Here is a 21,252-nt window from a genome sequence, read left to right on the forward strand (position 1 = left end):
ACTGCCAAGCATTTCCATTCGCATGCGGTTGGCGTTTATTCCTTCTTCAGGATGTTTCGACGACGTGAACAACAACAAACCTTTTCCACGCCTGAGCGCTCTGGCGCTGGCCCTGGCGGTCAGCACTGCGGCCATCAATGCCCAAGCCGAGCAGGCCGGCAGCGCGATCCAGATCCAGGCGCAGCCTTTGGCCTCGGCACTGAGCCAGTTGGGCCAGCAGACCAACCTGCAGCTGTTCTTCAGCCCTGAACTGGTGGCGGGCAAGCAGGCCCCGGCCGTGTCCGGCAACCTGGTGCCCGAGCAGGCGCTGCAGCAACTGCTGCAGGGTAGCGGGCTGACCTATGAGATGTCCGAAGACACGGTGGTGGTGAAGCCTGCCCAGCCTGCCGGCACGCTCACCACCGGCAGCCTGGAGCTGGCACCCACCGACGTGAAAGTGGTCGGTGACTGGCTGGGCGATGCCGACCAGGCCGTGGTGCAGAACCACCCTGGCGCACGCACCGTGGTCCGCCGCGAGGCGATGGTGGAGAAGGGCGCGATGAACGTGCGCGATGTGCTGCGCGGCATCCCTGGCGTGCAGGTACAGGACAGCAACGGCACCGGCGGCAGTGACCTGTCGCTGAACGTGGGTGTGCGTGGCCTGACCTCGCGCCTGTCGCCACGCTCGACCGTGCTGATCGACGGCATCCCGGCGGCCTTTGCGCCCTATGGCCAGCCACAACTGTCGATGGCACCGATCTCCTCGGGCAACCTCGACAGCATCGACGTGGTACGCGGTGCGGGCTCTGTTCGTTATGGCCCGCAGAACGTCGGCGGGGTGATCAACTTCGTTACCCGGGCAATTCCCGAAAAGGCTTCGGCTGAACTGTCCACCACGTTGGAAACCTCCCAGCATGGTGGCTGGAAACACACCGAGTCGGCGTTCGCCGGTGGCACCGCCGACAACGGCATGGGCGTGGCCTTGCTGTACACCGGCGTCAACGGCAACGGCTACCGCGAGAGCAACAACGGCAATGACATCGATGACGTCATCCTCAAGACCCATTGGGCGCCGACCGACGTCGACGAGTTCTGGCTCAACTTTCACTACTACGATGGCCGTGCCGACATGCCCGGTGGCCTGACCCAGGCCCAGTACGACAGCAACCCGTACCAGTCACTGCGCGACTACGACTACTTCGCCGGCCGGCGCAAGGATGTGTCGTTCAAGTGGCAGCGCCAGCTCGACGATGCCACTCAGTTCGAAGTGCTGACCTACTACACCGACAGCTTCCGCGGCAGCGCCATCGCCGCGCGTGACATGAAGACCCTGTCGTCGTACCCGCGCAATTACCACACCTTCGCCATCGAGCCACGGGTGTCGCGTATCTTCTTCGCCGGCCCTACCACCCAGGAAGTCAGCGTCGGTTATCGCTACCTGAAAGAGGCCATGCGCGAGCAGTCGACCCGCCTGGCGCTGATCGACAACGTGCCGACGCCCACACCGACTTCAGACGGCCATGTGTTCCAGGACCGCAGCGGCGGTACCGAGGCCAGCGCCTACTACATCGACGACAAGATCGATGTCGGCAACTGGACCATCACCCCGGGCATCCGTTTCGAGCACATCAACACCGACTGGCGCGACCGCCCGGTGCTGGGTGCCAATGGCCAGCCGGTGCCGGAGAAGAAGCGCAGCATCACCAGCAACGAGCCGCTGCCGGCACTGAGCGTGATGTACCACATCTCGGATGCCTGGAAGCTGTTCGCCAACTACGAGACCTCGTTCGGCAGCCTGCAGTACTTCCAGCTGGGCCAGGGCGGCACCGGCAACAGCACGGCCAACGGCCTGGAACCGGAAAAAGCCAAGACCTACGAGCTCGGTACCCGTTATGACAACGGCGGTTTCGCCGGTGAGCTGACCGCGTTCTACATCGACTTCGATGACGAGCTGCAGTACATCAGCAACGACGTGGGCTGGACCAACCTCGGGGCGACCAAGCACCAGGGGATCGAGGCTTCGGTGCGCTATGACCTGGCCGGGTTGGACCCGCGCCTGGACGGCCTGTCGGTGAGCGGTGGCTACACCTATACCCGCGCGACGTATGAAGGGGATATTCCGGGCTTCAAGGGCCGTGACCTGCCGTTCTATTCACGCCAGGTGGCCACGGCAGGGGTGCGCTATGCGATCAACCGCTGGACCTGGAATCTGGATGCCTACGCCCAGTCCAGGCAGCGTGCGCCGGGGACCGGGATCAATGCCGATGGCAGCTTCAACGGTGACTACATCACCGAGCCGAGTGCCGATGGGCAGTATGGCGATATTCCGGGGTATGTGACCTGGCATGCCCGTGGTGGGTATGAGTTCGGGGCGGACTTGTCCAACCTGAAGCTGGCGGCGGGGGTGAAGAACCTGTTCGACAAGCAGTACTTCACGCGTTCGAGCGACAACAATGCCGGCATCTATGTAGGTGAGCCGCGGACCTTCTATGTGCAGGCCAGTGTAGGATTCTGATCCTAGATTGCCGGGGCCGCTTTGCGGCCCTTTCGCGACACAAGGCCGCTCCTACAGGAAACCGCGCTCCCCTGTAGGAGCGGCCTTGTGTCGCGAAAGGGGCGCAAAGCGCCCCCGGCGATTACGAAGCCACCACCTCGGCCGGCGAAACGATGCTGGTCTTCGCCCCCCGCGAGCGCCCCGAACTCAGGTATGCCGCAATCGACTCCTGCGTCACCTCACCCAGGAACACCTGCTCCGCATCCAGCACCGGCAACCAGGCCCGGTTGAACTCATACATCCGCGACAACAGGATGCGCAGATGTTCGTCATGGGACGCGGTGGCATTGAACGGCCGCAGAAACTCGCCACAGGTGCCTTGCTGGCGGTGCATGTCACGCCGACGCACATACCCCAGTGCCTTGTTCTGCCCGTCGGTCACCACCACATAGCGGCGGTCATGCTCGTCGAGCAGTTCCAGCGCATCGCTCACCGGCGTCTGCGGGCTCACCGACGGCGCGTTGTCCGCCGCGTCCTCGGCACGCACCAGCAGCAGGCGCTTGAGCGTGCTGTCCTGGCCGACGAAGTGGCTCACGAAGTCATCCACCGGGTGCGCCAGCAAGGTGTCCGGGTGGTCCAGCTGCAGCAGCTTGCCGGCGCGGAAGATGGCGATCTTGTCGCCCAGCTTGATCGCCTCGTCGATGTCATGGCTGACCATGATCACGGTCTTGTTCAGCGCCCGCTGCATCTCGAAGAACTCGTTCTGGATCATCTCGCGGTTGATCGGGTCGACCGCGCCGAACGGCTCGTCCATCAGCAGTACCGGCGCTTCTGCCGCCAGTGCGCGGATCACGCCGATACGCTGCTGCTGGCCACCGGACAGCTCACGGGGGTAGCGCTGCAGGTACTGCTTGGGTTCGAGCTTGATCATGTGCATCAGCTCGCGGGCGCGCTCGTGGCACTTGTGCTTGTCCCAGCCGAGCAAGCGCGGGACCACGGTGATGTTTTCCTCGATGGTCATGTTGGGGAACAGGCCGATCTGCTGGATCACATAGCCGATGTGCCGGCGCAGGGTCACTTCGTCCAGCGCGCTGGTGTCTTCGCCATTGATGAACACCTGGCCGGAGGTCGGCGTGATCAGGCGGTTGATCATTTTCAGCGTGGTGCTCTTGCCGCAGCCCGAGGGGCCGAGGAACACGCAGATTTCGCCTTCGTTGACGGTGAGGCTGACCGCGTCGACGGCTTTGACGTCCTTGCCGTTGACGTTGAAGGTCTTGCTGAGGTTCTGGAGTTCGATCATGAGCGCAGTCCTTCTGGAGTCAGGGCACGTTGCAGGGTTTGCAGGAGCAGGTCGGCGATGATCGCCAGCAGGCTGACCAGCACGGCGCCGACCAGCAGCATCGACATGTCGCTGCGGCTGATGGAGGTGAGTATGAGCACGCCAAGGCCGCCGGCGCCGATGGTGGCGGCGATGGTCATGACGCCGATGTTCATGACCACGGCGGTGCGCACGCCGGCGAGGATCACCGGCACCGCAATCGGCAGCTCGACCATGCGCAGGCGTTGGCCGAAGGTCATGCCGATGCCGCGCGCCGCCTCACGGATGCCGGGTTCGACGTTGGTCAGGGCGAGGTAGGTGTTGCGCAGGATCGGCAGCAGTGAATAGAGGAACACCGCAGTGATCGCCGGCAGCGGGCCGAGGCCCTGGCCGAACTTGGAATAGAACGGCAGCAGCAGGCCGAACAGGGCGATGGACGGGATGGTCAGCAGCACCGTGGCGCTGGCTTGCAGCGGGCCGGCGACGGCCGGGAAGCGGGTCATCAGGATACCCATCGGCACGCCGACGAGGATCGCCAGGCTGACGGCGACACCCACCAGCATGATGTGCTGCCAGGTCAGCTGCAGCACCTGGGCCCAGTCAAGGTGGGCGAACGTCTCGAGCAGGTTCATGGGGTCACCTCCTTGAGGGGATGCTCACGCAGGAAGGCGGCAGCCACGGTGGTCGGGTTCTGGTGTTCGACGTCGACCTTGGCATTGAGCTGGCGCATGGTTTCGTCGTCGAGCTGCTCGGCCAGGGGCTTGAGCAGGCCGACCAGTTTCGGGTTGGCGTCGAGCACCTGTTTGCGCACCACCGGGGCGGCGGTGTAATCGGGGAAGTAGTGCTTGTCGTCTTCCAGCAGCTTGAGGTTGAACGCGCTCAGGCGGCCGTCGGTGGTGTACACCAGGCCGGCGAACACCTGGTTGTTGTGCATGGCGGTATAGACCAGGCCGGCATCCATCTGGCGGATGTTGGCGCGGCCCACTTGCAGGTCGTACATCGCTTTCAGGCCGACCAGGCCATCCGGGCGGTTGGCGAACTCGGTGTCCAGTGCCACCAGGTGCTTGCGCTGGCTTTCGTCACGCAGCACCTGGTTGAGGTCGCTGATGGTGTTGACCTGTGGATAAGCCTCGGCCACCTGCTTGGGCAGGCCCAGGGCGTAGGTGTTGCTGAACTTCGACGGGGTCAGCCAGATCAGGTCTTTCTTCGCGTCCAGTTCCTTGACCTTGGCGTAGGTGGCCTCGGCATTGGGCATGCGCTCGTCGATGTGGTTGTACGAGACCAGCGATACGCCGGTGTATTCCCACATCAGGTCGAGCTGGCCGGTTTCCTGGGCCTGGCGCGCGATGCTGCTGCCAAGGCCGGTGGTGACACGCACGTCGAAGCCGTTGGCGCGCAGGTATTGCGCGGTGATTTCGGCGAGTACGGTCTGTTCGGTGAACACCCGCGCGCCGATGCGGATCAGGGGTTTTTCGGCTGCCTGGGCAAATCCTGCGAACAGCAGGGCCGCGCCCAGCAGCAAGGCGATTCTCTTCTTCATGGGGTCCCTCTGGTTATCCGGCCAGGCCACGTTCCAGCCAGCGTTTGCTGGAGAAACTCAGCGCCGCGTCGAGCACCAGCGCCAGCAGTGCGGTGCAGGCAGCACCGAGCAGCAGTTGTGGCTGGTTGTTCAGGGCGATGCCGGGGAAGATCAGGCTGCCCAGGCTGTTGGCGCCGATCAGGAAGGCCAGTGGTGCGGTGCCGACGTTCAGCGCCAGGGCTACGCGCACGCCGCCGACGATGATCGGCACGGCGTTGGGCAGTTCCACCTGCCAGAGTTGCTGGCGCGGGGTCATGCCAATGCCGGTGGCGGCTTCCTTGAGCGAGGCGGGGACGTTTTTCAGGCCCTCGTAGGTGTTGCGCACGATGGGCAGGAGGGAGGCGAGGAACAGCGCGAAGATCGCAGGCCCGGCGCCGATGCCCAGGATACTCAGGGCGATGGCCAGCACGGCCAGGGGGGGAATGGTGTTGCCAACGTTGAAGAACTGCATGAAGCGCTCGGCTTTGTCGACCCGGTGCGGTCGACTGAGCGCAATGCCGGCGGGGATGCCCACGGCCAGCGCCGCCGCCATCGAAGCCAGCACCAGTATCAGGTGCGCTTGCAGGTAGAACCCAAGATCGTCGCGATAACGCGCGATCGTGTCGATGCCGATCCAGTGGATCAGCAGGGCCAGGATGACGAGCACGGTGGCGCATCCCAACAGCCCTTTACCGTAGCGTGTAGCCACAGGCGGACTCCTTGTGTTGTCGGCGAGCACACTTCTTGGTAGCCGGCCAGTGCTGGCGGCGGGTGGTGTGTTCGCGAGTAGCAGCGTGAAGCAGCCGAAGGCTGCGATCAGGCCATGAGCCGAACCCCGTCGGGCCCGAAAATGCTGATGACACTAGCCCCCAACCGAAGCGGGTTGCAGGGGGATGGACGTCTCCGTGGGCGTAAAGGTTCCCATCTGAGGCGGCATTTGGCCAGCGTTAATCACTGGGTGGGGTGAAGCATGGCGAGAAAAAACAGCGGCTTAATGCGCTGCAGGCGTTGAAATAACTGCCCTGTGGCCTTTTGTCGTGATAAAGCGATTGTCTGATGGATTTCTTTGCATCTACCGGCCTCTTCGCGGGGCAAGCCCGCTCCTACAGGTTGACGATATCTTGTAGGAGCGGGCTTGCCCCGCGAAGAGGCCGGACCTGCAGCCGCTGATGCGGCCGATTTTGGTCCAGGCCCAACTTCAGGTATGATATCGCCCCTTTTAAATCCCCCAGTCAGGCGATTTCCCATGACCAACCAGGCCGCCGAAGTCGCGAAGCGCCGCACTTTCGCAATCATTTCCCACCCCGACGCCGGTAAGACCACCATCACCGAGAAGCTCCTGCTGATGGGCAAGGCCATTGCCGTCGCCGGTACCGTGAAGTCGCGCAAGTCCGACCGCCACGCCACCTCCGACTGGATGGAAATGGAGAAGCAGCGCGGCATCTCCATCACCACCTCGGTGATGCAGTTCCCGTACCGCGAGCACATGATCAACCTGCTCGACACCCCCGGCCACGAAGACTTCTCGGAAGATACCTACCGCACCCTGACCGCGGTGGACTCGGCGCTGATGGTGCTCGACGGCGGTAAAGGTGTAGAGCCACGGACCATCGCCCTGATGGACGTGTGCCGCCTGCGCGACACGCCGATCGTCAGCTTCATCAACAAACTCGACCGTGACATCCGCGACCCGATCGAGCTGCTCGACGAGATCGAAGCCGTCCTGAAGATCAAGGCCGCGCCGATCACCTGGCCGATCGGTTGCTACCGCGACTTCAAGGGCGTGTATCACCTGACCGGCGACTACATCGTGGTCTACACCCCGGGCCACGGCCACGAGCGCACCGAAGCCAAGATCATCCAGAAGCTGGACTCCGACGAGGCCCGCGCCCACCTGGGCGACCAGTACGATTCGTTCGTCGAGCAACTGGAGCTGGTGCAGGGTGCCTGCCACGAGTTCAACCAGGAAGAGTTCATCAACGGTCAGCTGACCCCGGTGTTCTTCGGTACCGCGTTGGGCAACTTCGGTGTCGACCATGTGCTCGACGCTGTCGTCGACTGGGCGCCGCGCCCGCTGGGCCGCGTGGCCCACGAGCGGACCGTCGAGCCTGTGGAAGAGAAATTCACCGGCTTCGTGTTCAAGATCCAGGCGAACATGGACCCGAAACACCGCGACCGTATCGCCTTCATGCGCATCTGCTCGGGCAAGTACGAGAAGGGCATGAAGATGCGCCATGTGCGTATCAACAAGGACCTGCGCGTCGGCGACGCGCTGACCTTCTTCTCCTCCGAGCGTGAGCAGCTGGAAGAGGCCTATGCCGGCGACATCATCGGCCTGCACAACCACGGCACCATCCAGATCGGCGACACATTCACCGAAGGCGAGGCGCTGGGCTTCACCGGTATCCCGCACTTCGCCCCGGAGCTGTTCCGCCGCGTGCGCCTGAAGGACCCGCTGAAATCCAAGCAGCTGCGTCAGGGCCTGCAGCAGCTGGCCGAAGAGGGCGCGACCCAGGTGTTCTTCCCTGAGCGCAGCAACGACATCATCCTTGGAGCGGTCGGTGTGCTGCAGTTCGACGTGGTCGCCAGCCGCCTGAAGGAAGAGTACAAGGTGGAATGTGCCTACGAGCCGATCACCGTCTGGTCGGCCCGCTGGATCGGCTGCGACGACAAGAAGAAGCTCGAGGAATTCCAGAACAAGGCCATGGAAAACCTGGCCATCGACGGGGGCGGTCACCTGACCTACCTGGCGCCGACCCGTGTCAACCTGGCGCTGATGGAAGAGCGCTGGCCAGACATCAAGTTCCGCGCGACCCGCGAGCATCATTAATCGCTGAATTGGGGCCGCAAAGCGGCCCCATTTTCAATTCCCGGCCTTGATACTGGTCCAGATCCGGGTCCTGATGCGGTCGATCTTGGCCGGCATCGCCTCCAGGGCATATAGCTTGCCCATCACATCCTCGCTCGGGTAAATCATCGTATTACCCTTCATCGCCGGCTCCACCAGCCCGTCCGCCTTGAGGTTGCCGTTGGCGTACTGCACATGGTTGCTGATGTTGGCCATCACCTCCGGCTGCAACAGATAGTTCATGTAGGCATACCCGGCCTTCTCATCCGGCGCATCGGCCGGCATGGCCACCATGTCGAACCACATCGGCGCACCTTCCTTGGGGATCGAATACCCCACCTTCACCCCGTTCTTCGCCTCTTCGGCACGATTCTTCGCCTGCAGCACATCCCCCGAGAAGCCCACCACCACGCAGATATCGCCGTTGGCCAGGTCACCGGTGTACTTCGATGAATGGAAGTAGCTGATGTACGGCCGCACCTGCATCAGCAGCGCCTTGGCCTTGTCGTAGTCGGCCGGGTTCTGGCTATGGTGCGGCAGGCCCAGGTAGTGCAGGGCGATCGGCAACAGCTCGGGGCCGTTGTCCAGCACTGCGACGCCGCAGCTCTTCAGCTTGCTCATGTACTCGGGTTTGAAGATCAGGTCCCAGGAATCCACTGGCGCATGGTCGCCGAGCACCGCCTTGACCTTGTCGATGTTATAGCCGATGCCGGTGCTGCCCCACAGGTACGGGAAGCCGTACTGGTTACCCGGGTCGTTGACCTCCAGCGCCTTCATCAGCACCGGGTTGAGGTTGTGCCAGTTGGGCAGCTGCGACTTGTCCAGCGGCTTGAGGGCCTTGCCCTGGATCTGCCGGGCCATGAAGTGGTTGGACGGGAACACCACGTCGTAGCCGGAGTTGCCGGTCATCAGCTTGCCATCGAGGGTCTCGTTGCTGTCGTACACGTCGTAGGTCGGCACGATGCCGCTGGCCTGCTGGAAGTTCTTCAGCGTGTCGGGCGCGACATAGCTGGACCAGTTGTAGATCTTCACTGTTTCGGCGGCACTGGCGACGCTGGCGGCCAGCATCAGGGGAGCGAGAAGGAGCGTGCGCATGTCGGGTTTACCTTGCTTTGTCTGTTGTTATCGAAGGCAGGCGATCAGCGGATCAGAAAATCAGAACGTAGGTCTTGCGCACGGTCTCCTGGATGTCCCAGATGCCGGTGCTGTTGGCCGGTAGCATCAGTGCGTCTCCGGCTTCTATGACCAGGGGCTCGCCACCGTCGGGGGTGAAGGTGCAGCGGCCCTTGATGAAATGGCAGAACTCCTGTTGCACGATCTGCCGCCGCCAGCGCCCGGGGGTGCACTCCCAGATGCCGGTTTCGACGCCGTCGCTGCGTTCCACGCAGGTGACCGAAGCCACTGCCACGGGTTCGCCAAGTGGCACTGCAACCGGGGTGGAGCTTTCGAGCACAGCGGTGTCTGTGTGTTTGAACTGGGTGATGCTCATGACCGGTGGATCCTGTGTCGGGGAAAGGGAAGTCAGTGCATGAAGCCTTCCATGAAGTCCGCTAGCGAGCTGGCCAGGCGCCGCCTCCAGGGCGCGCTGGCGGGGTTGGCGAGGGTCCGGTCCTCGTGGACGAAGCTCTGGATGATCGCGTTGTAGCCGAGCCAGCGGCAGGGCTCGGGCGGCCAGCTGGCCAGGCTCGCAACCGGGCGGTTGTCGAGTACCCAGGGTTGCGCGGTCAGTTCGTTGTGTTGGTTGAGGATCAGCGCCGCTAACGTGCGCCCGCCGAGGTTGGTGGCACCGACACCTTCGCCGCCGTAGCCGCCGGCCAGGGCGATGCCGCGCTGGCGGTCGCACAGCATGTGCGGGCGGAAGCGCCGCGCCATGCCCAGATTGCCGCCCCAGGAGTGGGTGATGCGTGCATGCTTGAGCTGCGGGAACAGTTCGCCGAACAGGTAGCGGCGCAGCTCGATTTCATGCTCCTCGAGGTTGAAGTTCTCGCGCAGCCGGCCACCGAAGCGGTAGCCACCGCGGGCGCCGAACACCAGGCGATTGTCGGCGGTACGCTGGCCGTAGGTGACCTGGCGGCTGCTCTCACTGAAGGCCTGGCCCTGGCTGAGGCCGATCTGCTCCCAGGTCGATTCCGGCAACGGCTCGGTGGCCACCAGCAGGCTCTGCACCGGCAACTGATGCTTGCCCAGCGGCGGCAGGCTGGCGGCGTACCCTTCGACCGCCGGCACCATCCACTGGCAGCGGATGCGTGCCAGCGGTGAGCGTACTTCGCCGGGCTGCCAGTCGACGGCCGGGGTGTTCTCGTAGATCGTCACACCCAGCGCTTCCACAGCCCGGGCCAGGCCACGGGCCAGCTTGGCCGGGTGAATGGTTGCGGTGTGCGGGCTGTAGATCGCGCCATAGGCATTGCTGACCCGCAATTGCGCGTCCAGCTGCTCGGGGCGCAACCAGCGGTAGTCGTCCTCGGTCATGCCTTGGCGATACAGGTCGTCGAGGTAGGCGCGCAGGCTGCGTTCCTGCTCCGGGTAACGCGCGGCGCAATACAGCACGCCGCCCTTGCGGTAGTCGCAGTCGATGCCTTCACGTTGCAGCACGCTGTGCACTTCATCGGGAATGCCATGCAGCAGGTCGATGCTGGCGCGGCGCTGCTGCGGCGACAGGGTGGCGAGCAGGCGGTCTTCACCGAGCAGGTTGCCCATCAGCCAACCGCCATTGCGCCCCGAGGCGCCGAAGCCGGCGATGTTGGCCTCGATCACCGCGATGTTCAGTTGCGGCGCCTGGCGCTTGAGGTAGTAGGCGGTCCACAGGCCGGTGTAGCCGGCGCCGATGATGCACACATCGACCTCGAGGTCCTGGCGCAGCGCCGGGCGCGCGCACAGCGGCTCGTCGAGCTGGTCCATCCACAGGCTGAGCGTGCGCAGGGGTTGCATCGGGTTTTGCTCCACATCCGTCAAGGTCTGTGGGCGATGCTAGTGGTGTCGGCCAGTGCCTGTCTTACGTGCGTGCACGCAGGGAAATTTGCTTGAGATAGGCCTTGGGGGTGAGGCCGGTGTGTTCACGGAAGCACTTGTAGAACGCAGACAGCGAGTTGAAACCGGCGTTGAAGGCCAGGTCGTCGATCGGCGCCTCGACGCTGTCGTCGTCGAGGCTGGCCATCAGGTGTTGCAGGCGCGCCTGGTTGACATAGCGGTAGAAGCTTTGCCCGAGCACCTGGTTGAGCAGGTAGGAGATCTGGTTGCGGCTGTAGCCGCTGGCGTCGGCCACCTGCTGCAGGTCCAGTTCCGGGTCGAGGTAGGGGCGCTGGCGCTGGAAGTAGTGCTCCAGGTCCTGGGCCATGGTCGACAGCTGCCGTGGCGACAGGCCCAGGCGGCTGGTGGCCGGGCGCGGGCCACCACTGACCAGACTGTTGCCGTTCTGGCGAACCAGGGTGGCGTACTCGTTGACCCGCCAGATCAGGCCGTCCTTGACGGTGATCGCTTCGCTGGACTGGAACGCCACCAGGCCGTCGCCGCCCTGCACCGTGACCTGGTACTGGATGAAGGCCGTGCAGCCGTCGACGCGGATGCGGTCGCTGTGGACGATGTCCTCGCCAGCTTCATGGGGCAGGCAGGCGCGCACGTAGTCGCGCAGCTCGCGGTAGCCGAGTACGCGGTTCTGGAAGAAGTCGTGGTACTGGATGTCGGGGTGGTACAGCGCGATGACGCCGTCGAGGTCGCGGTGCTTCCAGCACAGGTGGTAGCGCAGCACGGTGTCGGCGGTCAGCGGGGTCTGCTCGGGGCCGTCGGGGAGGGTGGTGGCGGTCATGGGGTCGATAGTGCATTGCAGAACACCCAGGTGCAAGGGTGTCGATCAGGCGTTTTGCATGGTTCTATCAAGCGGCTAATAACATAACCTTTTGATTTTATTGGAAGTAATTTTTTGATACGAGTGGCATGGCGAGTGCACGGCCTTGTTCACCATCGAACAAGGAGAAAGGCCATGCGCTCGATACTGCTGTGGATGATTGGGGTGCCGATTCCCGTGATTATCCTGATCTGGTTCTTTATGCATTGAGATTGCCGGGGCCGCAAAGCGGCCCCAGCGATCTAAACCCTAGAGAAACTGCTCGGCATAGTGGCAAGCCACCTGCCGCGTACTCACCTGCCGCAGCGCCGGCACTTCCTTGGCACAGCGCTCGGTCGCATACGGGCAACGCTTGTGAAACGCGCACCCATCCGGCGGATTGAGCGGGTTGGGCAGTTCCCCGGCAATGCGGATCTTCGGTTTCAGCGGGTCCGGGTGAATCGCCGGGGTCGCCGACAACAGCGCCTGGGTATACGGATGCAGCGGCTTGTCGTAGATATCCTCCTTCGGCCCCATCTCCGCCGGCCGCCCGAGGTACATCACCAGCACCTGATCGGCCACGTGCCGCACCACCGCGAGGTTGTGCGAGATGAACACGTAGGCGGTGTTGAACTCCTTCTGCAAGTCCATGAACAGGTTCAGCACCTGGGCCTGGATCGATACGTCCAGCGCCGAAGTCGGCTCATCCGCCACCAGCACCTTCGGTTGCAGCATCATCGCCCGGGCCAGGGCAATCCGCTGGCGCTGACCGCCGGAGAACATGTGCGGGTAGCGCTGATAATGCTCGGGGCGCAGGCCGACCTGCTCCATCATCTTCTGCACTTTCTCGCGCCGCTCGGCCTTGCTCAGCGAGGTGTTGATCAGCAGCGGCTCGGCCAGCTGGTCACCAATCTTCTGCCGCGGGTTGAGTGAGGCATATGGGCTCTGGAACACCATCTGCACATCGCGGCGCAGTTGCTTGCGCTCGGACTTGCTGGCGCCCTTCACCTCGGTGCCAGCAATCTGCAGCGAGCCGGAGGAAGGCTCTTCGATCAGCGTCAGGGCACGGGCCAGGGTCGACTTGCCGCAGCCGGATTCACCGACTACGGCCAGGGTCTTGCCGGCCTCCAGTTCGAACGACACGCCATTGAGTGCGCGCACCAGGGCGTGGCCCTTGAACAGCCCGCGGGAGACTTCGTAATGCCGGGTCAGCTCCCGGGCAGTGAGAACGACGGCCATCACGCCACCTCCTGGTTCAACGGGTAGAAGCAACGCACCAGGCTGTGGGCCTGCGGGTCGAGGGGCGGGCGCTGGTGGCGGCAGTTGTCCTGCACGTACGGGCAGCGCGGCGACAGCAGGCAGCCGGCCGGGCGGTCATAGCGACCGGGGACGATGCCGGGCAGGGTGGCCAGGCGCTCGGCGCCGACGCTGTGCTCGGGGATCGCCGCCAGCAGCGCTTCGCTGTAGGGGTGGGCGGGTACGTCGAACAGCTCCGGCACCTGGCCGACTTCCACGGCCTGGCCGGCGTACATCACGCACACGCGTCTGGCGGTTTCGGCGACCACGGCCAGGTCGTGGGTGATCAGGATGAGCGCCATGTTGCGCTCCTTCTGCAGGTTGACCAGCAGCTCCATGATCTGCGCCTGGATGGTCACGTCCAGCGCGGTGGTCGGTTCGTCGGCGATCAGCAGCTTGGGTTCGCCGGCAATGGCCATGGCGATGGCGACGCGCTGGCTCATGCCGCCGGAGAGCTGGTGCGGATAGGCGTCCAGGCGGCTTTCGGCAGCCGGGATTTCGACTTTCTTCAACAGCTCAAGGGCACGCTGGCGCGCAGCCTTGCCTTTCAGGCCCAGGTGCTGGCGCAGCACTTCCTCGATCTGGTAGCCGACGGTGTAGCTGGGGTTGAGCGCGGTCATCGGGTCCTGGAAGACCATGGCGATGTCCTTGCCCACCACCTTGCGCCGCTGGCGACCGCTGAGCTTGAGCATGTCGGTGCCATCGAAGGTGAGCGAATCGGCGGTGATGCGCCCGGGGGCGTCGATCAGGCTCATCAGGGCCATCATGGTGACGGACTTGCCCGAGCCGGATTCGCCGACGATGGCCAGGATTTCGCCGGCCTCCACCGTCAGGTCCAGGCCGTCGACCACGGGCACGGCATTGGCGTCGCCGAAGCGCACGTTCAGGTTGTTGATCTGCAACAGTGACATGGCGTTCTCCTCAGGCGGCGTTCTTGAGTTTCGGGTCCAGCGCATCGCGCAGGCCGTCGCCCATCAGGTTGATTGCCAGCACACTGAGCAGAATGGTCAGGCCAGGCAGGCTCACCACCCACCAGGCGCGCTCGATGTAGTCACGGGCCGAAGCCAGCATGGTGCCCCACTCGGGGGTTGGCGGCTGCACGCCGAGGCCGAGGAAGCCCAGCGCGGCGGCGTCGAGGATCGCCGAGGAGAAGCTCAAGGTTGCCTGCACGATCAGCGGTGCCATGCAGTTGGGCAGCACGGTGACGAACATCAGCCGTGGCAGCCCGGCACCGGCCAGGCGTGCGGCAGTGACGTAGTCACGGTTCAGTTCGCCCATCACCGCAGCGCGGGTCAGGCGCACGTAGGACGGCAACGACACGATGGCGATGGCGATCACCGTGTTGATCAGGCCTGGGCCGAGGATGGCGACGATGGCCACCGCCAGTAGCAGCGACGGCAGGGCCAGCATCACGTCCATCAGGCGCATGATCGATGGGCCGAGCACCTGCGGGAAGAAGCCCGCCAGCAGGCCCAGCAGGATCCCCGGGATCAGCGACATCACCACCGATGACAGGCCGATCAGCAGCGACAGCCGCGCGCCCTGGATCAGCCGCGACAGCAGGTCGCGGCCCAGTTCGTCGGTGCCGAGGATGAACTGCCAGCTGCCGCCTTCAAGCCACACCGGTGGGGTCAGCAGGAAGTCGCGGTACTGCTCGCTCGGGTCATGGGGGGCGACCCACGGCGCGAACAGGGCGCAGAACACCACCAGGCACATGAAGGCCAGGCCCATCACCGCGCCCTTGTTGCGCGAGAAGGCGTGCCAGAATTCTTTGTACGGTGAGGGGTAGAGCAGGCTCTGGTCCACCGGGCTGGCCGGTGTGACGGATTTCGGAATCGGGCTAGTCATGGCGAAGGCCTCAGCGCTGATGACGGATGCGTGGGTTGGCCAGGCCGTAGAGGATATCCACGACGAAGTTGACCAGGATCACCAGGCAGGCGATCAACAGGATGCCGTTCTGGACCACGGGGTAGTCACGGGCGCCGATGGCTTCGATCAGCCATTTGCCGATGCCCGGCCAGGAGAAGATGGTTTCGGTGAGCACGGCGCCGGCCAGCAGCGTGCCGACCTGCAGGCCGAACACCGTCAGCACCGGGATCAGCGCGTTGCGCAGGCCATGCACGAACACCACACGGGCGGGCGACAGGCCCTTGGCGCGGGCGGTGCGGATGTAGTCTTCGCGCAGCACTTCGAGCATCGACGAACGGGTCATGCGGGCGATCACCGCCAGCGGGATGGTGCCGAGCACGATTGCCGGCAGGATCAGGTGCATCACCGCGTCCTTGAACGCGCCTTCCTCGTCGCTGAGCAGGGTGTCGATGAGCATGAAGCCGGTCTTCGGCTCGATGTCGTAGAGCAGGTCGATGCGCCCGGATACCGGGGTCCAGCCCAGGCTCACCGAGAAGAACATGATCAGGATCAGGCCCCACCAGAAGATCGGCATCGAATAGCCGGCCAGGGAAACCCCCATCACCCCGTGGTCGAACAGTGAACCGCGCTTGAGCGCGGCAATCACCCCGGCCAGCAGGCCGACCACGCCGGCGAACAGCAAGGCGGCCAGGGCCAGCTCCAGGGTGGCGGGGAACAGGGTGAGAAACTCGGTCCACACGCTCTCGCGGGTGCGCAGCGATTCACCGAGATCGCCCTGGGCCAGCTTGCCGACATAGTCCAGGTACTGGACCGGCAACGGCTTGTTCAGGCCCAGGCGCTCCATGGCCTGGGCGTGCATTTCGGGGTCGACCCTGCGCTCGCCCATCATCACTTCCACCGGGTCGCCGGGGATCAGGCGTATGAGCGCGAAGGTCAGCAAGGTGATACCGAAGAAGGTCGGTATCAGCAGGCCCAGGCGCCGGGCAATAAAACTCAACATTGTCGGGGTTACCTCATCAGCAGGTCACGCAGTGCCGCCGGTGCCCGTGTGGGGTCCCGGCGATCGTTGTTGTTCTACTTCACCTTGGTGGTGGCGAAGTTGTTGTTGGTCAGAGGGTTGATCACGTAGCCCTCCACGTTGTCACGCATGGCGGTGAACATCTTCGGATGGGCCATGCTGATCCAGGGTTGATCGTCATCGTACACCTTCAAAGCCTCGGCATAGAGCCTGGCGCGTTGGTCGTTGTCGATCACTTCGCGGGCGCGGGTGATCAGTTCCTGGAATTTGGGGTTGCACCAGCGCGCATAGTTCTCGCCGCTTTTTGCGGCATCGCAACTGAGCAGCGGGCTGAGGAAATTGTCCGGGTCGCCGTTGTCGCCGGCCCAGCCGGTGGACACCAGGTCGGCCTCGCCGTTCTTGGCGCGGCGCAGCATCTCGGCCCACTCCATCACGCGGATGTCCAGCTTCAGGCCGATCTGCTTGAGGTCGGCCTGGAGCATTTCGCCGGACAGGCGCGGGTTGGGGTTGGTCGCGCCGCCGCCGTTGCGGGTGAACAGGGTGATCACCGTGCCTTCCGGCACCCCGGCCTGCTTGAGCAGCTCGCGGGCCTTGGCCAGGTCGCGGGGCGGGTTCCTGTTCTCGGTGTTGAAGCCGATCATGGTCGGTGGGTAGGGGTTCACGCCGACCAGTGCGTTGCCCTTGCCGAACAGCTGGTCGACGTGGGTCTGGCGGTCAAAGGCCATGTTGATGGCTTTGCGCACCCGCACGTCGCTCAGGTACTTGTGTTCGGTGTTCATGGCGATGTAGCCGGTGACCAGGGCTTCGATTTCGTCGACCTTGAGTGTCGGGTCCTGCTTGATCGACGGTATGTCATCGGGCTTGGGGTAAAGCGCCACCTGGCATTCATTGGCACGCAGCTTCTGCAGGCGCACGTTGCTGTCGGTGGCGATGGCAAAGATCAGCGCGTCGGCCGGTGGCTTGCCGCGGAAGTAGTCCGGGTTGGGCTTGTAGCGAACCTGGGCATCCTTGTTGTAGCGCTGGAAAATGAACGGGCCAGTGCCGATCGGCTTGCTGTTGAGGTCGCCGGTCTTGCCGGCCTTGAGCAGCTGGTCGCCGTATTCGGCAGAGTAGATCGAGGTGAAGGCCATGGCCATGTCGCGCAGGAACGGCGCTTCGGGGCGGGTCAGGGTGATCACCACGGTGTGGTCGTCGGTCTTGGCTACCGATTTGAGCAGGTCCTTGAAGGCCATGCTCTCGAAGTACGGGTAGCCGACACTGCTTTTGTCGTGCCACGGGTGGTGCGGGTCGAGTTGGCGATTCAGGCTCCACAGCACGTCGTCGGCATTGAAGTCGCGGGTCGGCTTGAAGTAGTCGGTGGTGTGGAACTTCACCCCCTGGCGAAGGTGGAACGTGTAGGTCAGGCCGTCGGGCGAAATGTCCCAGCGTTCGGCCAGGGCCGGCTGGATGTCGGTGGTGCCGGGCTTGAAGTCGACCAGGCGGTTGAACACCGTTTCGGCCGAGGCATCGGCGGTCACGGCGGTGGTGTACTGGACGATGTCGAAGCCTTCCGGGCTGGCTTCGGTGCACACCACCAGCGGCTTGGCCGCAAGATTGCCGGCGGCGCCGAGGATGACCGCTGCCAGGGCAGCGCGGAGCGGTAGCGATGTCATGGAAACTCCCTGCATGCATTGATTCCAGCGTAGCCGCCACGGCCCGGGTTGAAGCGGGCCATGGCGCCAGCGGTCAGAGAATGTTGAATGGAATGGTGGTGACCACGCGGAACTCGTCCAGGCTGCCATCACCCTGGGCCTTGCTGGCGCGGTGCGCGGTGTAGGTGGCGCGGATGCTGGTGTCCTTGAACGGCCCGCTCTGCACGGCGTAGCTGGTGCCGATGCCCCACTCGTAGTGGGTTTCACCGTCCAGGCCGTTCACGTCGTAGGCAGTGCCACGGTAGTGGGTGCCGTCGATGCCCCAGCCGCGGGCGTTGTACAGGTTGAATTTCAGGCCCGGCACGCCGTAGGGCGCCATGTTCAGCACATAGGAAAGCTGCAGGGATTTCTCGTTGGGGCCGTTGAAGTCCGACAGCAGCGAGTTGGCCAGGTAGATGCCGTTGGTTTCGTGCAGGTAGTCGAAGTATTCGTTGCCGTTGACCTGCTGCCATGACGCCGTGAGGGTGTGCGCCTGGTGGGTCAGGCCGAACGACAGGCTGTAGGTGTCGTTGTCGATCTCGCCCATCTTCTTGCTGCCTTCGTCCACCGTCTTGTAGTAGTTCAGGCCGGTGGTCAGGGCGAGCACGGCGTTGTCGCCGAGTACGTGGTTGGCGCCAAAGTAGTACTGGTTCCAGAAGTCGTCGACCTTGGTGGCGTACAGGCTGGTGCTCAGGCTCTTGAACGGCTGGTAGTTGACCCCGGCGGTGCTGGCGCGGTCGGTCTCGACGCCGGTGGCGCTGTATTCGCTGCGGAACTTGCTCAGGCTCTGTTCGGTGCGCGGCGAAACGCGGTCGAAGGTACCCAGGTCGAGCGACAGGTTGTCGAACTCGGCACTGTGCAGGAACGCGCCCTGGAAGCTCGACGGCAGCGCACGGTTGCCGATGTAGGCGATCATCGGCGTGTCCACTGACTGGCGGCCAACGGTGAGGGTGGTGTTGGAGACGCGGGCCTTGACGTTGGCCAGGCCCATCTTGCTCCACTGGTCGACCGGGTCGCCGTCGCTGTGGGTGAGCGTTCGGTTGTTCGGCCCGGCGATCGCGGCGCGGCCCTGCTGGAGGGCGATGGCGTTGTAGCCGGCGGCCTCGACGGCAAAGCCGACAGTGCCCTGGGTAAAGCCCGAGCTGTAGTTGAGGATGGTGCCTTGTACCCAGTTGTCGCGGCTGTGGGTGTCGTGGCGGGTACCGTCGGCCTTGTAGTACTTCCACAGCGGTGCGCGGGTGGCGCGTTCGTGGGCGTACCAGTTGCGGGTGCTGCCGGACAGGCTCTGGCCGTCGATGAAACCGTTGGCCTGGTCCTGTTCGCTGGTGGATTTCAGGGTGATCGGGACAAAGTCCTGGCTCTGGGTGTCGGCCTCTGTCACGGCGGAAAAGGTGCCGATGGACAAGGCCAAAGCGGTCAAGGTGAATAGTCTCAAGGTTAAAGCTCCCTTTCTGTTCTTTTAGTTATTGCCTGGCCTTGTGGGCCGGGTTGCTTGCTGCGGTGTTGCCAGGGTTGCCCGGGGTCGCCGGGCCAAGTCGGGGGAGTTGTGTTGGCTGTCCGGGCCTCATCGCCGGCAAGCCGGCTCCCACAGGTAGGCCGCAAGTTCCGAACCTGTAGTGATCTTGTGGGCGCGGGTTTACCCGCGAAGAGGCCCCGGAGGGCTAAAGGTCAGTCAACACTCACACCGGAAAAGTCATTGCGCCCGAACGGGCTGACCTTGAAATCGGCCACCTTGATGCTCAGCGGCTGGTTCACCGTGGAGTGCGCCACCGGAGTGATCGGCACCTGCTGCTTCAGGCGCTGCTGGGCCTGCTGGTACAGCGCCGTGCGCTGTTCGCGGTCGGTGACCTGCTTGGCCTGCTTGACCAGGCTGTCGTACTGCGGGTCGCACCACAGCGAGTAGTTGTTGCTGCCGATGGCGTCGCAGTTGTAGAGAGTGCCGAGCCAGTTGTCCGGGTCACCGTTGTCGCCGGTCCAGCCGATCAGGGCAATGTCGTGCTCGCCGCTCTTCATGCGCTTGAGGTATTCGCCCCACTCGTAGCTGACGATGCGCACCTTGAAGCCAAGCTTGCTCCAGTCGGCCTGGAGCATCTCGGCCATCAGCTTGGCGTTGGGGTTGTACGGGCGCTGCACGGGCATGGCCCACAGGGTGACCTCGGTGCCCGGCTTGACCCCGGCCTGCTGCAGCAGCTGTTTGGCCTTTTCCGGGTCGAAGGGCGCGTCCTTGAGGCTGTTGTCATAGGACCACTGGGTCGGCGGCATGGCATTGACCGCCAGCTGGCCGGAGTCCTGGTACACCGCCTGGAGGATGGCCTGCTTGTTCACCGCCATGTCCATGGCCTGGCGCACTTCCAGGCGGTCGAACGGTGGGTGCTGGGTGTTGTAGGCGATGTAGCCGAGGTTGAAGCCCGGCTGCTGCAAGACCTGCAGTTTGTCGTCGGCCTTGAGCGCGGCCAGGTCGGCCGGGCGCGGGTGCAGGGTGACCTGGCACTCGTTGCGGCGCAGCTTCTGGATGCGCACCGACGGGTCGGTGTTGATCGAGAACACCAGGTTGTCGATCTTCACCTGCTCCGGTGCCCAATAGTCTTTGTTCCCCTTGAAGCGGATCTGCGAGTCCTTCTGATAACGCTGGAACACGAACGGCCCGGTGCCGATCGGTTGCTGGTTGATGTCGCTGGGGCGCCCGCTGGCCAGCAACGTTTCGGCGTACTCGGCCGACAGTATCGAGGCGAAGCTCATCGCCAGGTTCTGGATGAATGCGGCATCGACCTTGTTCAGGGTGAACACCACGGTCAGCGGGCCGGTTTTCTCGACCTTGGCGATGTTCTTGTCCAGGCCCATGCTGACGAAGTACGGGAATTCGGTGGGGTAGGCCTTACGGAACGGCTGGTCCTTGTCGAGCATGCGGTTGAAGGTGAACAGCACGTCGTCGGCGTTGAAATCACGGCTTGGTTCGAAGGCCTTGTTGGCGTGGAACTTCACGCCCTCGCGCAGGTGGAAGGTGTAACGCAGGCCATCGTCGGATACCTCCCATTTCGTCGCCAGCGCCGGGTGCACGGCCGTGCCGCCGCGTTCGAACTCCACCAGCCGGTTGTAGATCGGCTCGGCGGCGTCATTGTCGGTGGCACTGGTGTACTGGGCGGTATCGAAGCCGGCCGGGCTGCCTTCGGAGCAGAACACCAGGTTCCTGGCCTGAAGGGCAGGGGCCTGGCTCAGCAGGCCGAGGGCAAGCAGGGTCGAAAGGCAGGTGACGTGGCGCATGGCGGTTCCTTTTCCAGCTGTTCAAGCCGCTTCGGGGTATGAATGGCGGCAACAGTTTCCCGACACCGTCGCGGGTAGCGTCGGAGCGGGCGTGCAGTGCTTGGTTGCGGTGAAGTGGCCC

Annotated in this window: 17 protein-coding genes; 2 read left to right on the forward strand and 15 right to left on the reverse strand. The window is 64.0% G+C overall.

Annotated elements, in window-relative coordinates; all coding sequences use genetic code 11:
- The first annotated feature begins 64 nt into the window (after positions 1 to 64).
- Entirely contained in the window at positions 65 to 2,494 is a 2,430-nt protein-coding gene (locus ACIPZ8_RS07435) for a TonB-dependent siderophore receptor (protein WP_400721013.1), read from the forward strand.
- 121 nt (positions 2,495 to 2,615) lie between these two features.
- Here ACIPZ8_RS07435 and ACIPZ8_RS07440 read toward each other — a convergent pair whose 3' ends face one another.
- Genes ACIPZ8_RS07440 through ACIPZ8_RS07455 form a run of 4 tightly spaced genes read right to left on the reverse strand, consistent with a single transcriptional unit; the run spans position 2,616 to position 6,058 of the window.
- Positions 2,616 to 3,773 (reverse strand): betaine/proline/choline family ABC transporter ATP-binding protein, encoded by a 1,158-nt coding sequence (locus ACIPZ8_RS07440; protein ID WP_400721016.1) that lies wholly within the window; start codon positions 3,771 to 3,773, stop codon positions 2,616 to 2,618.
- Positions 3,770 to 4,423: an ABC transporter permease gene (locus tag ACIPZ8_RS07445; RefSeq protein WP_400721018.1), complete on the reverse strand. Its 654-nt coding sequence runs from the start codon at positions 4,421 to 4,423 to the stop codon at positions 3,770 to 3,772. The genes ACIPZ8_RS07440 and ACIPZ8_RS07445 overlap by 4 nt, the downstream gene beginning before the upstream one ends.
- Positions 4,420 to 5,331 (reverse strand): glycine betaine ABC transporter substrate-binding protein, encoded by a 912-nt coding sequence (locus ACIPZ8_RS07450; RefSeq protein WP_400721021.1) that lies wholly within the window; start codon positions 5,329 to 5,331, stop codon positions 4,420 to 4,422. The genes ACIPZ8_RS07445 and ACIPZ8_RS07450 overlap by 4 nt, the downstream gene beginning before the upstream one ends.
- Positions 5,332 to 5,344: 13 nt before the next feature.
- The gene (locus ACIPZ8_RS07455) at positions 5,345 to 6,058 is read right to left on the reverse strand and encodes an ABC transporter permease (RefSeq protein ID WP_400721024.1); all 714 of its coding nucleotides are present in this window, start codon (positions 6,056 to 6,058) and stop codon (positions 5,345 to 5,347) included.
- Between the two features lie 537 nt (positions 6,059 to 6,595).
- On the opposite strand from ACIPZ8_RS07455, the gene ACIPZ8_RS07460 reads away from it, so the two are divergent.
- Entirely contained in the window at positions 6,596 to 8,179 is a 1,584-nt protein-coding gene (locus ACIPZ8_RS07460) for a peptide chain release factor 3 (protein WP_085673665.1), read from the forward strand.
- A gap of 33 nt (positions 8,180 to 8,212) precedes the next feature.
- Here ACIPZ8_RS07460 and ACIPZ8_RS07465 read toward each other — a convergent pair whose 3' ends face one another.
- From ACIPZ8_RS07465 to ACIPZ8_RS07515, 11 genes are all read right to left on the reverse strand, one after another.
- A complete protein-coding gene (locus ACIPZ8_RS07465) occupies positions 8,213 to 9,292 on the reverse strand; it encodes a polyamine ABC transporter substrate-binding protein (protein WP_400721027.1) in 1,080 nt (359 codons plus the stop codon).
- A 52-nt stretch (positions 9,293 to 9,344) separates the two neighbouring features.
- Complete coding sequence (locus ACIPZ8_RS07470) at positions 9,345 to 9,686, reverse strand: cupin domain-containing protein (protein WP_400721030.1); 342 nt, start codon at positions 9,684 to 9,686, stop codon at positions 9,345 to 9,347.
- A gap of 32 nt (positions 9,687 to 9,718) precedes the next feature.
- Complete coding sequence (locus ACIPZ8_RS07475) at positions 9,719 to 11,125, reverse strand: NAD(P)/FAD-dependent oxidoreductase (protein WP_400721033.1); 1,407 nt, start codon at positions 11,123 to 11,125, stop codon at positions 9,719 to 9,721.
- Positions 11,126 to 11,189: 64 nt separating this feature from the next.
- Positions 11,190 to 11,999 carry a helix-turn-helix domain-containing protein gene (locus tag ACIPZ8_RS07480; protein ID WP_400721036.1) on the reverse strand — a complete coding sequence of 270 codons (810 nt, stop codon included), beginning with the start codon at positions 11,997 to 11,999 and terminating at the stop codon, positions 11,190 to 11,192.
- 288 nt (positions 12,000 to 12,287) lie between these two features.
- A complete protein-coding gene (locus ACIPZ8_RS07485) occupies positions 12,288 to 13,256 on the reverse strand; it encodes a peptide ABC transporter ATP-binding protein (RefSeq protein ID WP_400721039.1) in 969 nt (322 codons plus the stop codon).
- Positions 13,256 to 14,224 carry an ABC transporter ATP-binding protein gene (locus tag ACIPZ8_RS07490; protein WP_400721042.1) on the reverse strand — a complete coding sequence of 323 codons (969 nt, stop codon included), beginning with the start codon at positions 14,222 to 14,224 and terminating at the stop codon, positions 13,256 to 13,258. Before ACIPZ8_RS07490 ends, ACIPZ8_RS07485 begins: the two co-directional genes overlap by 1 nt.
- A 10-nt stretch (positions 14,225 to 14,234) precedes the next feature.
- Positions 14,235 to 15,161 carry an ABC transporter permease subunit gene (locus ACIPZ8_RS07495; protein ID WP_103445594.1) on the reverse strand — a complete coding sequence of 309 codons (927 nt, stop codon included), beginning with the start codon at positions 15,159 to 15,161 and terminating at the stop codon, positions 14,235 to 14,237.
- Positions 15,162 to 15,171: 10 nt separating this feature from the next.
- Complete coding sequence (locus ACIPZ8_RS07500; protein ID WP_060511353.1) at positions 15,172 to 16,182, reverse strand: ABC transporter permease subunit; 1,011 nt, start codon at positions 16,180 to 16,182, stop codon at positions 15,172 to 15,174.
- A 74-nt stretch (positions 16,183 to 16,256) separates the two neighbouring features.
- Positions 16,257 to 17,852 carry an ABC transporter substrate-binding protein gene (locus tag ACIPZ8_RS07505; protein WP_400721046.1) on the reverse strand — a complete coding sequence of 532 codons (1,596 nt, stop codon included), beginning with the start codon at positions 17,850 to 17,852 and terminating at the stop codon, positions 16,257 to 16,259.
- A 73-nt stretch (positions 17,853 to 17,925) separates the two neighbouring features.
- A complete protein-coding gene (locus ACIPZ8_RS07510; RefSeq protein ID WP_400721049.1) occupies positions 17,926 to 19,305 on the reverse strand; it encodes an OprD family porin in 1,380 nt (459 codons plus the stop codon).
- A gap of 233 nt (positions 19,306 to 19,538) precedes the next feature.
- The gene (locus ACIPZ8_RS07515; RefSeq protein WP_400721052.1) at positions 19,539 to 21,131 is read right to left on the reverse strand and encodes an ABC transporter substrate-binding protein; all 1,593 of its coding nucleotides are present in this window, start codon (positions 21,129 to 21,131) and stop codon (positions 19,539 to 19,541) included.
- Between the last annotated feature and the right edge of the window lie 121 nt (positions 21,132 to 21,252).

Origin of the sequence: Pseudomonas sp. NPDC089422 (assembly GCF_044749405.1) — a bacterium.
Lineage (GTDB): Bacteria > Pseudomonadota > Gammaproteobacteria > Pseudomonadales > Pseudomonadaceae > Aquipseudomonas.

Coding starts and splice junctions, on each gene's coding strand:
- ACIPZ8_RS07440 (WP_400721016.1), bottom strand. CDS start 3,773: ATGATCGAACTCCAGAACCTCAGCAAGACCTTCAACGTCAACGGCAAG.
- ACIPZ8_RS07445 (WP_400721018.1), bottom strand. CDS start 4,423: ATGAACCTGCTCGAGACGTTCGCCCACCTTGACTGGGCCCAGGTGCTG.
- ACIPZ8_RS07450 (WP_400721021.1), bottom strand. CDS start 5,331: ATGAAGAAGAGAATCGCCTTGCTGCTGGGCGCGGCCCTGCTGTTCGCA.
- ACIPZ8_RS07460 (WP_085673665.1), top strand. CDS start 6,596: ATGACCAACCAGGCCGCCGAAGTCGCGAAGCGCCGCACTTTCGCAATC.
- ACIPZ8_RS07465 (WP_400721027.1), bottom strand. CDS start 9,292: ATGCGCACGCTCCTTCTCGCTCCCCTGATGCTGGCCGCCAGCGTCGCC.
- ACIPZ8_RS07470 (WP_400721030.1), bottom strand. CDS start 9,686: ATGAGCATCACCCAGTTCAAACACACAGACACCGCTGTGCTCGAAAGC.
- ACIPZ8_RS07475 (WP_400721033.1), bottom strand. CDS start 11,125: ATGCAACCCCTGCGCACGCTCAGCCTGTGGATGGACCAGCTCGACGAG.
- ACIPZ8_RS07480 (WP_400721036.1), bottom strand. CDS start 11,999: ATGACCGCCACCACCCTCCCCGACGGCCCCGAGCAGACCCCGCTGACC.
- ACIPZ8_RS07485 (WP_400721039.1), bottom strand. CDS start 13,256: ATGGCCGTCGTTCTCACTGCCCGGGAGCTGACCCGGCATTACGAAGTC.
- ACIPZ8_RS07490 (WP_400721042.1), bottom strand. CDS start 14,224: ATGTCACTGTTGCAGATCAACAACCTGAACGTGCGCTTCGGCGACGCC.
- ACIPZ8_RS07495 (WP_103445594.1), bottom strand. CDS start 15,161: ATGACTAGCCCGATTCCGAAATCCGTCACACCGGCCAGCCCGGTGGAC.
- ACIPZ8_RS07500 (WP_060511353.1), bottom strand. CDS start 16,182: ATGTTGAGTTTTATTGCCCGGCGCCTGGGCCTGCTGATACCGACCTTC.
- ACIPZ8_RS07505 (WP_400721046.1), bottom strand. CDS start 17,852: ATGACATCGCTACCGCTCCGCGCTGCCCTGGCAGCGGTCATCCTCGGC.
- ACIPZ8_RS07515 (WP_400721052.1), bottom strand. CDS start 21,131: ATGCGCCACGTCACCTGCCTTTCGACCCTGCTTGCCCTCGGCCTGCTG.